Raw genomic sequence first — 12,011 nt, forward strand, 5'->3', positions numbered from 1 at the left:
TGACCTCTAGTATTTCGACCTGTGATCGAACGAGAAACAATGACCGGGGCCGGCGGAATCGGCTGGACTGTCCACGGAGACGGCAAGCGGATCGCCGACGGAGCCGTCGTGGCGCCGGACGAACGACTGAGTTGGCCGCGCACCATCGGAATCGGGATGCAACACGTCATCGCGATGTTCGGAGCGACACTGCTCGTTCCGACCATCACCGGCTTCCCCGTCACGACGACGCTGTTGTTCTCGGGTATCGGCACCGCGCTGTTCCTGCTCATCACCCGGGGCCGGATCCCGAGCTATCTCGGTTCGTCCTTCGCGTTCATCGCCCCGCTGACAGCGTCGGCAGGATCGGGCCCGGCCGCGCAGCTCGGTGCCGTCATGGCCGTCGGCATCGTGTTGATGTTGATCGGCGTCGCCGTACGTCTGATCGGCAGCCGGGTCATCGACGCCGTCATGCCGCCGGTAGTGACAGGCGCCGTCGTCGCGCTGATCGGTCTCAACCTCGCTCCGACGGCGGTCGGTTCCTTCGAATCGCAGCCGCTGATCGCCACGGTGACGCTCGTTTCGATCCTGCTGGTCACGGTCGTCGGTCCCGGGCTGCTCGGCCGGTTGGGCATTCTGGTCGGCGTCGTGATCGGCTGGGTCTTCGCCGCGGTCATCGGTGGTCTCGACAGTGAACGAGTGTCCGCTCTGCGCGAAGCCGACTGGTTCGGGCTGCCGAGTCTGCACGGACCGTCGTTCGACTGGTCGGTGATCGTGCTCGCGCTGCCCGTGGTGATCGTTCTGGTCGCCGAGAACGTCGGACACGTCAAGGCGGTATCGGCCATGACGGGGAAGTCCCTCGATGACCTGGCCGGCAATGCGCTGTTTGCAGACGGTCTCGCCACGACCTTGGCGGGCGCCGGCGGCGGATCCGGAACCACCACGTATGCCGAGAACATCGGTGTCATGGCAGCGACGCGTGTGTACTCGACCGCGGCGTACTGGGTAGCGGCCGCCACCGCCGTGATCCTGGCATTTTCGCCCAAATTCGGTGCACTGGTCTTCACGGTTCCGAACGGCGTCATCGGCGGTGCGACGATGGTTCTCTACGGACTCATCGGCATTCTCGGTGTGCGCATCTGGATGGAAGCGAAGGTGGACTTCACCGATCCGGTCAACCTGACCGTCGCCGCTGCCGCACTGGTTGCCGGCATCGGGAACCTGACGCTGACCATTGGTTCGGTCGAGCTGGGCGGCATCGCTTGGGGGTCGATCGGCATCCTGGTCGCCTACCCGATCATGCGATACCTCGCCAAATTCCGTACTTCGAGTAACAGATAACCGCTACAGTCACGAATCGTGATCGTTCGGGTCATCGACGGGTATCGCAACAGGTTCTACCGTCGGAGGCAGTGACGTGGGCCCGCGAACTTCGGCGTGCCCAGTCTCAGCGAAAACATCCCGACCGGGTACATCGTCCCCACCGGGTACATCACTGAAGTGCCGTATATCGAATTGCAAGGAGTCGGCGTGGAGCGCACCCTGTTCGAACCGGAACATGAACTCTTCCGGGAGTCGTACCAGAAGTTCTTGGCACAGCACGTGGCACCGAACCACGAGAAGTGGGAAGAGCAGAACATCGTCGATCGTGACGTCTGGGTCGAGGCCGGAAAGCAGGGATTCCTGGGAACCGCGGTACCTGAGGAATTCGGCGGCGGCGGTGTCAAGGATTTCCGCTACAACGCGATCATCACCGAGGAAACCACCAAGGGTGGCTTCAGTGGTATCGGCTTCACGCTGCACAACGACGTGGTGGCGCCGTACCTCCTGGAGTTGACCAACGAGGAGCAGAAGCAGCGTTGGCTACCCGGATTCGCGTCGGGTGAGCTGATCTCGGCGATCGCGATGACCGAACCGGGTACCGGTAGCGACCTGCAGGGCATCAAGACGAAAGCAGTTCGCGACGGGGACCACTGGGTACTCAACGGTTCGAAGACCTTCATCACCAACGGAATCAACGCCGACATCATCATCGTTGTTGCGTGCACCGACCCGGACAAGGGTGCTCAGGGCTTCAGCCTCCTCGTGGTCGAGCGGGACATGCCCGGCTTCGAGCGTGGACGCAATCTCGACAAGATCGGCATGAAGGCTCAGGACACCGCCGAACTCAGCTTCACCGACGTACGCGTTCCCGCTGCCAACCTGCTGGGCGAAGAGGGAATGGGCTTCTTCTACTTGATGAAGAACCTTCCCCAGGAACGACTCTCGATCGCCGTCGTTGCTGCCGCCGCAATGGAATCGGTTCTCGAGAGCACGATCCAGTACTGCCGTGACCGCAAGGCATTCGGCAAGTCGATCGGCAGCTTCCAGAACACCCGATTCGTACTGGCCGAATTGGCAACGGAGACCACGGCAGTGCGCATCCTGGTGGACAAGTTCATCGAGCAGCTCAATGCCGAGAAGCTGACCGTGCAGGAAGCTGCGATGGCAAAGTGGTGGACCACCGAAGCTCAGGTCAAGCTCATCGACCGCTGCCTCCAGCTGCACGGAGGCTACGGCTACATGAAGGAATACCCGGTTGCCAAGGCGTACATGGACTCTCGTGTGCAGACCATCTACGGTGGCACAACCGAGATCATGAAGGAGATCATCGGACGCTCGCTGAACCTCTGATTCGGGTGATGGACCGCTGATCGTCACGTAAAGACTCTGGGCCCCGGCTGATGCCGGGGCCCAGAGTCTTTAGGTCGTGGGATGCGAGCGAATTCAGATCTTCCGCATGACCGTGACAACCTTGCCCAAGATGACGGCGTTGTTGCCGGGAATCGGCTCGAAGAGGTCGTTGTGCGGCATCAGCCACACCTCCTTCTTCGTACGCTTGAACGTCTTCACGGTGGCTTCGCCGTCGATCATTGCGGCCACGATGTCACCGTTCTCGGCGACGTTCTGCTGACGGACGACAACCCAGTCGCCATCGCAGATCGCTGCATCGATCATCGACTCACCGACAACCTTGAGCATGAAGAGCGAACCTTGGCCGACGAGCTCGCGGGGGAGTGGAAACACATCCTCCACAGCTTCCTCGGCGAGGATCGGTCCGCCGGCAGCGATGCGGCCCAGGATGGGGACGAACGCCGGCTCTGGCAGCGGGTCGGCACTGTTGTACTCGCCGGAATGCTTCGACACCGACGCGATGGCGGTATCGGCCGCAACCTCGTCGAGACCCCGAACATCGACTGCACGAGGGCGATTGGGATCGCGTCGAAGGAAGCCCTTGCGCTCCAACGTTCGCAGTTGATGCGCGACCGACGACGTGGAGGTAAGCCCCACCGCATCCCCGATTTCGCGAATGCTCGGCGGATACCCGCGCTCCGTCACCGAATCGCGGATCACTTCGAGAACGCGCCGCTGACGCTCGGTGAGCGTCTCGCTCGACGGAGACGGAACTGCAGAAGCTCCTGCCTCCGCGGCTGTGCTGGAGCGATCGTCCTTCATGGCCTGTTGCCTCCGTGTCTGAAGAAGTCGTGTCTGAAGAAGTCGTGTCTGAACAAGTCGTGTCTGAAAACTGCCTGCAAAAGTGCCTGGTGCAAGTCGCGCAGAAACCTGTCGGTGCCTCCTGCCAACATTCGAGCTGTCGACAAACACGGAGGCTTTCGCAATTCCCGCTGTGTGGTCTGACACGAATCTAGCCGGATTTGCTCGCGGTTTCAAACATCTGTTCGATTCGTGTCGCTCCAAGTAGAGACATTGTCGGCCAGGCGTGGTAGAAATTCGAACATGCGTTCCATCGAACGCATGATCGAACACATCGATCGGTGTCGACCAGCGGAGGTCACGATGGGTAACGCAGCACTGAAAAGCAACAGGGTTTTCGACGACGCGATTGGTTTCGACGCGTTTGGTTTCGACGGTACGTCGGCACTGAAGTACCACCCCTCGTTCTATGGGCCCGATGCAGACGCTGTGTCCTTCGAACGGCGCGGAGCGGCCGAAATGCATGGCGTGGCCAGGGATGTCGACAACGAACCGCAGGCGGCCGTCGTTCGCCGGGTTCCGGCGGTGGGCGCGGTTTCAGGTTCGCGTTCATTGCGCGAATCTCCTCGCCGGTGGGACAGCGAGCACGATTCGTCACGCCCGTACGGAGGAAGTTTCGCGCACCGAAACAGGGTCGGTGTGTCACGGGTCGAACATGAAGTGGCCGCCGAGGATGTCAGTTGGAAGACGGTTTTCCTGGGCGCCGTATTCACCGCATTCGCAGTGTTGGCGTTGGTGGGGATCGGCGCTTTGTCGAGTGGTGACGTAGCTGCGACAAACGGCGCGACCGAAGTGGTTCGCGTTGCCGCGGGTGAATCCCTCAGTGATATTGCTGCCAAGGTTGCACCTGGCCAGGCGGTCGGTTCGGTGATCGAGCAGATCATGGATCTCAATGCGATGTCGAGTTCCGGACTGTCAGTGGGACAAACGCTGATCGTGCCGGCCTCGGGGCGCTGACCTACCCCGTACCAGGCGGGGGCGTACCGAGCGTGAGAGCAGTCCGTTCACAGCGAGTAAGCTGTCCACTTGACAGTCCCACCACCTCGGGTGGTCGCGTTGAGTACGTGGATCTGCTCTGTAAATCGTCGGAGGATTTGCAGTCGGTAGCGAATCTGAGTTGCGGCCATTTCGGCGACAACGAAGGAACCCCGATGCATTGCCCGTTCTGCCGGCACCCTGATTCCCGAGTGGTCGATTCGCGCGAGGCCGACGAGGGCCAGGCGATCAGGCGGCGCCGTTCGTGCCCCGAGTGTGGCCGCCGATTCACCACGGTCGAGACGGCAGTTCTCTCGGTCGTGAAGCGCAGCGGCGTCACGGAGCCTTTCAGCCGAGAAAAGGTTGTCAAAGGTGTGCGTCGCGCATGCCAGGGCCGCCAAGTGGACAACGATTCGCTGAATTTGCTCGCCCAACAGGTTGAAGATGCCGTTCGAGCTTCGGGTTCTGCCGAAATTCCCAGTAACGAGGTAGGGCTCGCGATCCTCGATCCGCTTCGAAATCTCGACGAAGTCGCCTACCTGCGATTCGCATCGGTGTACAAGTCCTTCAGCTCGGCTGCGGATTTCGAACGTGAGATCACCGACATGCGCGAGCATGCAGAGACCCGTGCCGCCGAGAAGGCTCCCGGCGCCGAGACCGTTTCCGTCGACTGAGGCCTTCGCCTCAGATAACGCTGAGAGCACAGAGCGGTCTTAGGTAACGCTGAGAACACAAAGCGAACAATCGAACAAATCGGGCACGTTATTCGCTTAGTGTCTACCAGGTACGTTCGTCCGCATCTCGGATCTTCACGGAGGCGTTATGAACTTAGTTGCAGTTCTCGGAGTCGTGAACAGCCTGGTAACCCTCGGGTTCGCCAACACTGTTGCCACCTTTGGCGGTTTCCTCACCAACGTCAACATTCAGACAATCTACTGATCGCGCAATTCCCGCCGAACATCAACGCTTGATCGCTTCGATAGCTTTCAGGACTCGCTTTTCGGAAATCGGTGTGGGTGTACCGAGGGACTGCGCAAACAGGCTCACGCGCAGTTCCTCGATCATCCAACTGATCGCGTCGACATCTCGAGCAGTGCGACGCTCTTCGGGAAGCGAACTCAACAACCGGTCGTACGCTGCGTACACCCGGTCGAGGACATCCATCGCCTGCTGATCTCGTTGTGCACTTGCGGGCAGAGCTTCGAGACGGAATTTTGCTGCGGCGAGATACCGCGGTAAATCGCGTAGGCGGGCCGATCCCAGTTCGGCGACAAATCCCGGAAACAGCAGTGAGGTCAACTGTTCTCGGACGTCGTCGGCTGCCTCGCCGCGCGAGCGGTCCAGCACGACGCTCAGTCGGTGTGCTTGTTCGAGGATCGGAACAATCATGCGCAGGATCGCGGAAACGCGTCCGGCCAGTTCGGAGCGTGCGATCTTCACCAGGGCATCGAACGCTTCAGGCGTGCGTACCGGTCCACCGTGAGCCGCGATCACTTCGTTGGCAGCTGCCACCCGGCAATCTTCGACGAGGGCCTCCAAGCCGCCGTCCGGATTCTGGCCGAGAGCCAGACGCTGCGTGTTCGACAAGCCGGCGGTCACTGCCTTGAGTTGGGTGGGAACGGCCGCGAGGAGAAGCGCCCGCGTACCTTCCCTCATCGCCTGCGCCTGCGCGGCCGGCGTACTCAGGACACGAACGGCAACTCCGCCGTTCTCCGGCACCAGAGCTGGGTAGCCGGTCACCTGCTGTCCGCCGATGGAGCGAGTGATGGTCTGTTCCAATGCGCCCAGCGTTTCGGATGTCCAGACGGTTGCCGCTGCCCGTTCGGTTCCGGTTGCCGCCTTGGCCACTTCCTTCTGCACGCGCGGGGCGAGCGTGCGTCGTAGCTGCGCCAGATCCTTACCCTTCGCGAGAACCTTGCCCGATTCGTCCTCGACGACAAATGTCATCCGAAGATGGTCGGGCAGCGCGGCGGGATCGAAGTCCTTGGCGTCGATCTGGATCCCGCCCAAGTGCGAGAGTTCGCGGGCCATTGCGGTCATCAACGGCTCGGATCGAGGTTTGACTGCTGCCAATGCTGCGGCGGCATAATCCGGAGCCGGAACGACAGCGCGTCGAATGTTCTTGGGCAACGTCTTGATCAGAGCGGTAACGAGATCGACGCGCATACCGGGGACCAACCAGTCGAAGCCGACCGGCTGAAGTTGCGCGAGCAGGCCGACCGGGATGTGCGCGCTGACGCCGTCGTCGTCTTTTCCCGGCTCGAATTGGTAAGTGAGTGGAAACTGCATGTCGCCTTGGCGCCAGGCGTCCGGGTACTCGCCGCCCAGTACTGCAGCTGCGTCGGAGTTGACCACCGTTTCCGGTGTGAAAGTCAGCAGACTCGGATTCTTGCGCCGCTCGGTCTTCCACCACTGGTCGAAATGCTTGGCGGATACGGCTTCCTGGCCGATACGTTCGTCGTAGAACTCGTAGAGAGTTTCGTCGTCGACGAGGATGTCGCGTCGGCGCGCGCGGTTCTCGAGTTCTTCGACGTTGTCGAGGAGTGCACGGTTTTCGTGGAAGAACTTGTGGTTCGTCTGCCATTCGCCCTGCACGAGCGCATGGCGGATGAAGAGATCGCGAGAGGCCTCGGGATCGATTCGTGAGTACGTCACTGCGCGGCCGGTTACCAGAGGAACTCCGTAGAGAGTGACCCGCTCGTATGCCATCGCCGAGCCGCGCTTGGAGGACCAGTGCGGTTCGGAATAGGTCCGTTTCACCAGGTGCGGGGCGAGCTTTTCAGCCCACTCGGGTTCGATACGCGCGGACATGCGCGCCCACAGCCTCGACGTTTCCACGAGTTCGGCGGCCATGACCCAGCGTGGTGGCTTCTTGAACAGTCCCGATCCGGGGAAGATCGCGAAGTGGCTGCCCCTGGCGCCGAGGTAGTCCCGCTTCTCACCCTCGCGTAGCCCGATATGCGAGAGCAATCCGGCAAGGAGCGACTGATGGATCGCGTTCTCGCTTGCCGGTGTCTCTCCCACTGTCCAGCCGAGACCGCGGGTGATCTGCCGGAGTTGCCCGTGCAGATCCTGCCATTCGCGGATGCGGAGCCAGTGCAGGAACTCGTTCCGGCACATCTTGCGAAACTGGTTGGAGGACAGATCGTTACGTTGTTCGCGTAAGTAGTCCCACAGTTTCAGGTAGGCCAGGAAGTCGGAGTTCTCGACGTTGAAGCGGGCGTGCTTTTCGTCGGCGGCTTGCTGGAACTCGGCGGGCCGCTCGCGAACGTCCTGGATCGACAACGCCGCGACGATGACAAGGGTTTCGTGAAGGCAACCGTTGTTCTTGGCTTCCACCAGCATCCGTGCCATCCGCGGATCCACCGGAATCTGGGCCAGCTCGCGGCCGACCGGCGTCAGTTCGGGGTGGCTGGCCTCGGAACCTCGCGCGATGGCGCCGAGTTCCTCGAGGAGTCCGATTCCGTCCTTCACGGCGCGCTGGTCCGGCGGTTCGACGAAGGGGAATGCCGCGATGTCGCCCAGGCCGAGGGCCGTCATCTGCAAGATCACGGATGCGAGGTTGGTTCGCAGGATCTCCGGTTCGGTGAATGCCGGCCGTGACTCGAAGTCCTCCTCGGAATACAGGCGGATGCAGATTCCTTCGGCGACGCGGCCGCAACGCCCGGAACGCTGACGAGCTGACGCCTGCGAAATGGGCTCGATCGGCAACCGCTGAACCTTGGTGCGCACCGAATATCGCGAAATGCGCGCGGTTCCCGGATCGACGACGTACCGAATGCCGGGAACGGTCAGCGAGGTCTCGGCCACGTTGGTGGCAAGGACGACGCGTCGGCCGGTGTGCGGCGAGAACACTTTGTGTTGCTCGGCGGCAGACAGCCGCGCGTACAGCGGGACGATTTCGGTGTTGCGAAGACGCCGATCGCGTAAAGCATCTGCGGTGTCGCGAATTTCGCGTTCGCCGGAGAGGAAGACCAAGATGTCGCCTTCGCCCTCCGCGCTCAGCTCGTCGACCGCCTCGCAGACCGCGTCGACGGGATCGCGGTCGAAGGTGATGTCGCCGGATTCGACGGTCAGTGGCCGGTAACGCATTTCGACAGGGAATGTTCGCCCGGATACCTCGACGATCGGCGCGGGCTTACCGTCGACAGCGAAGTGCTTGGCGAAGCGCTCGGGATCGATGGTCGCCGACGTGATGATGACCTTGAGATCGGGTCGGCGGGGGAGCAGCTGAGCCAGGTAACCGAGGATGAAGTCGATGTTGAGGCTGCGTTCGTGCGCTTCGTCGATGATCAGCGTGTCGTAGCGTCGGAGCATACGGTCGCGCTGAATTTCGGCCAGGAGAATGCCGTCGGTCATGAGCTTGACGTAGGTGCGGTCCGAGACCTGGTCGGTGAAGCGCACGGTGTATCCGACGGCGTCGCCGAGTTCGGTGTCGAGTTCTTCGGCGATACGTTCGGCAACGGTGCGTGCTGCCAACCGGCGCGGCTGTGTGTGTCCGATCAGACCGCGGACGCCACGTCCGAGTTCGAGACAGATCTTCGGGATCTGGGTTGTCTTACCCGAGCCGGTCTCGCCGGCGACGATGACAACCTGATTCTCCGAGATCGCGGTCGCGATGTCGTCCTTGCGCTGACTGACGGGCAGAGCTTCCGGATACGAGACTGCGGGAACATTGGCGGAGCGTGCGGCCAACCGCGTGCGCGCCGTTTCGATTTCCTCGGCCAGCGCCACCAAAGCGTCTGGTGTGCGGGCACGGTCGAGTTTGCGACGGAGTCGACTCTCGTCGCGGAGTGAGACCTGCGCCAGCGCGCTCTTCAGGTCACTCCGCTTGGGGGAGAGCGGGGCCGGTGGTGTTGTAGACATGCTGATGACAGCCTATCGAACGCGTTCACAACTACCGCTCGCAGATCGTGCTGATGTGCAAATATCGACCAGTGACGACAAATACCGCAAATGAGTCATCGGTGCCTGTCTTGTCGACGCCGATCGCCGTGCGAGCCCTGAGACTGTTGTTTGCTGTGTTCGGACTTGCCGCTTTGCTGTGGATCCCGATCCGTGACGCGGCTGAGCTGTCTCTGTCGAACTATCTGAGCTACTTCACCATCGAGAGCAACATTCTTGCAGTGATCGTGTTGCTGATCGGTGCAATTCGAGATCCACAATCGCAGGCGTGGCAGTCGATCCGCGGGGCGGTGACGCTGTACATGGTGATCACCGGCATCATCTATGCCGTCCTCCTGGCAGATATCGACGTCAATTTGAACGATGCCTGGATCAACTCGGCACTGCATCGGATTCTTCCGTTGGTCATGCTGCTCGACTGGGTGTTCTTCGCCTCGAGGCACAGGATCTCCGAAGCACGTTCACTGCAGTGGTTGCTGTTCCCGGTCGTGTACGGCGTGTACACGTTGATTCGAGGGCCGATCGTCGACTGGTATCCGTATCCGTTCATGGATCCTCGCCACCAGGGCTATCTGGCCCTGTTCATCGGATTCATCGTACTGGGCATCGCGATGGCCCTGATGGCGTTGGCGGTCAATGCCGTCGGACGGCTGGGAGCCGGGTTACGCGGACGGAACGCTGCGAAGTCCTAGGGGATTGCCGGAGGCGAGCACCTGCTCGAGGCGGTCCACGTTCGGGTGCTTACCGGGGTTCGCCCGGGCGTCCTCGGTGTGCTCGGCGAAGATCGTCAATCCTGCCGAGGCGGCTTCGGGTGTCAGCGCGCCGTAGACCTGAGCGAGATGGTTGTACACCTTGACCGAGCCGGACTTTCCGGGCTTGTTCTCGACGGTGTCGAGGACGGTTCCGTCGGCGTCGAGTACCTCGATGGCGGCCAGATGATCGATGGCGGGCAGTGCTGCAAGATTGTCGGCAAAAGTCATGGTCGACAGATTACGGGTGCGCCCGTGAAAGCCGGTGCCGGGCGAGCGCCGTCGTGCGCGGATTCCTGGTGTCGATATAGTCGCAGCACATCGTTTGCACACCAGCATCGTTTGTATTCGAAGGGGACAATGATGGCTTCGGCATTGTGGCACGGGTTCGCGGACATGGGCGCTGTGGAGAAGAACGGCGCGTTTGTCGTCTCACGCGGTGAGGGCGCGTACATCTGGGACCGCGAGGGCACTCGGTATCTGGATGCGACGGCGGGCCTGTGGTTCACCAATGTCGGGCACGGGCGCACGGAGATCGCGGATGCGGTAGCGGCTCAGTTGTCGAAGATCGCTCATTTCTCCAACTTCGGTGATTTTGTTCCCGAAACCACGCAGGTGTTGGCCGAGCGGTTGGCGGCCATCGCGCCGGTTGCCGGGAGCAAGATCTTCTTCACCTCGGGTGGTTCGGATTCGGTGGACACTGCGGCGAAGCTGGCTCGCCGGTACTGGCACGAGGTGGGGCAGCCGGAGAAGACGATCATCGTCGGACGCCAGAAGGCGTATCACGGAATGCACGTTGCCGGAACGGCTCTCGCTGGTATTCCGGTGAACCGTGAGGGGTACGGCGAGCTGATGGCGGATGCGGCGACCGTCGGCTGGGACGATGCGAAGAGCCTGCTCGAGTTGATCGAGAAGATCGGTGCGAACAAGATCGCTGCGTTCTTCGCGGAGCCGATCATCGGTGCGGGTGGGGTGTATCTGCCGCCGGAGGGGTATCTGGCCGAGGTGCGTGACATCTGCCGTGAGCACGACATTCTGTTTGTCGTCGACGAGGTCGTGACCGGTTTCGGCCGGATCGGTGGTGAGTGGTTCGCGTCCACCCGTTTCGATTTGCAGCCCGACATGATGACCACGGCAAAGGGTTTGACGTCGGGTTACGTTCCGATGGGTGCGGTGTTCATCGCGCCGCGGGTGGCGGAGCCGTTCTATGCGGGTTCGTGGTGGCGCCATGGGTACACCTACGGCGGGCATGCCGGTGCTGCTGCGGCGGCGATGGCGAACCTGGACATTCTCGAGCGTGAGAATCTGCTCGCGGAGTCGAAGCGTTTGGAGGCGTCGTTGCATACGCATCTGCAGCCGTTGGCGGAGCATCCGCGGGTGGCGGAGGTTCGTAGTGGGCTCGGTGCGGTTGCTGCGGTGCAGTTGGCTGATCCGGCGGAGGCGTTGCCGTTTGTGAAGACGCTTCGTGAGCACGGTATTTCGGGTCGCGCGGCGGGTCAGGGTGCGATGCAGATTTCGCCGACGTTCGTCATGACCGATGATCAGGTCGCGGAGATGGCAGCAGGGATCCTCGCAGCCCTCGGCTGAAGTCAGCTGCGGCGCCGGAAGAATTTCTCGATTCGGCGCCGCACAGCGTTGGGTGCAGGTTCGAGTTCCAGAACCTCTTGTTCCGACTGCTTGGCGTAGGCCTGGGTGTACCGCTCGTGCAGTACCGAGCGAATTTCGTCCGGAGAGTAGGCCCGACGCTGGCGTTCGCCGCGCGCAACGAGAACCCCGGTGGCGGCAACGCCCATTGCACCGGCGAGGCCGACCAGTTTCCAAACGTGCGAGGCGCGCAGAGGAGTACGGAGTTTCATCCCTCTACGCTAG

At 61.8% G+C, this 12,011-nt stretch carries 10 protein-coding genes; 6 read left to right on the forward strand and 4 right to left on the reverse strand.

Annotated elements, in window-relative coordinates; all coding sequences use genetic code 11:
- The first annotated feature begins 39 nt into the window (after positions 1-39).
- Both P0M12_RS25755 and P0M12_RS25760 read left to right on the forward strand, forming a co-directional pair.
- Positions 40-1,320: a solute carrier family 23 protein gene (locus tag P0M12_RS25755; protein ID WP_020907537.1), complete on the forward strand. Its 1,281-nt coding sequence runs from the start codon at positions 40-42 to the stop codon at positions 1,318-1,320.
- A 189-nt stretch (positions 1,321-1,509) separates the two neighbouring features.
- On the forward strand, positions 1,510-2,652 hold the full coding sequence (locus P0M12_RS25760; RefSeq protein WP_007735194.1) for an acyl-CoA dehydrogenase family protein: 1,143 nt from the start codon (positions 1,510-1,512) through the stop codon (positions 2,650-2,652).
- Between the two features lie 93 nt (positions 2,653-2,745).
- Here P0M12_RS25760 and lexA read toward each other — a convergent pair whose 3' ends face one another.
- Positions 2,746-3,474 carry a transcriptional repressor LexA gene (lexA, locus tag P0M12_RS25765; RefSeq protein WP_007735195.1) on the reverse strand — a complete coding sequence of 243 codons (729 nt, stop codon included), beginning with the start codon at positions 3,472-3,474 and terminating at the stop codon, positions 2,746-2,748.
- A 282-nt stretch (positions 3,475-3,756) separates the two neighbouring features.
- Here lexA and P0M12_RS25770 point away from each other — a divergent pair, with 282 nt between their 5' ends.
- Entirely contained in the window at positions 3,757-4,470 is a 714-nt protein-coding gene (locus P0M12_RS25770) for a LysM peptidoglycan-binding domain-containing protein (RefSeq protein WP_030535544.1), read from the forward strand.
- A gap of 194 nt (positions 4,471-4,664) precedes the next feature.
- Complete coding sequence (gene nrdR / locus P0M12_RS25775) at positions 4,665-5,162, forward strand: transcriptional regulator NrdR (RefSeq protein WP_030535543.1); 498 nt, start codon at positions 4,665-4,667, stop codon at positions 5,160-5,162.
- A 286-nt stretch (positions 5,163-5,448) separates the two neighbouring features.
- On the opposite strand, the gene hrpA is transcribed toward nrdR, so the two are convergent.
- Entirely contained in the window at positions 5,449-9,354 is a 3,906-nt protein-coding gene (gene hrpA, locus P0M12_RS25780) for an ATP-dependent RNA helicase HrpA (protein ID WP_054188524.1), read from the reverse strand.
- Positions 9,355-9,455: 101 nt separating this feature from the next.
- On the opposite strand from hrpA, the gene P0M12_RS25785 reads away from it, so the two are divergent.
- Positions 9,456-10,085 carry a Pr6Pr family membrane protein gene (locus tag P0M12_RS25785; protein WP_054827528.1) on the forward strand — a complete coding sequence of 210 codons (630 nt, stop codon included), beginning with the start codon at positions 9,456-9,458 and terminating at the stop codon, positions 10,083-10,085.
- Here the strand turns inward: P0M12_RS25785 and P0M12_RS25790 are convergent.
- Positions 10,056-10,373 carry a DUF2322 family protein gene (locus tag P0M12_RS25790; protein ID WP_030535540.1) on the reverse strand — a complete coding sequence of 106 codons (318 nt, stop codon included), beginning with the start codon at positions 10,371-10,373 and terminating at the stop codon, positions 10,056-10,058. The genes P0M12_RS25785 and P0M12_RS25790 overlap by 30 nt on opposite strands.
- Before the next feature lie 132 nt (positions 10,374-10,505).
- Here P0M12_RS25790 and P0M12_RS25795 point away from each other — a divergent pair, with 132 nt between their 5' ends.
- On the forward strand, positions 10,506-11,729 hold the full coding sequence (locus P0M12_RS25795; protein WP_058039339.1) for an aminotransferase class III-fold pyridoxal phosphate-dependent enzyme: 1,224 nt from the start codon (positions 10,506-10,508) through the stop codon (positions 11,727-11,729).
- 2 nt (positions 11,730-11,731) lie between these two features.
- On the opposite strand, the gene P0M12_RS25800 is transcribed toward P0M12_RS25795, so the two are convergent.
- Positions 11,732-11,998, reverse strand: a complete 267-nt coding sequence (locus tag P0M12_RS25800; RefSeq protein WP_042919958.1) for a hypothetical protein — start codon at positions 11,996-11,998, stop codon at positions 11,732-11,734.
- Positions 11,999-12,011: the final 13 nt, after the last annotated feature.

Source organism: Rhodococcus sp. RCBS9 (assembly GCF_029457415.1).
Lineage (GTDB): Bacteria > Actinomycetota > Actinomycetes > Mycobacteriales > Mycobacteriaceae > Rhodococcus_F > Rhodococcus_F qingshengii.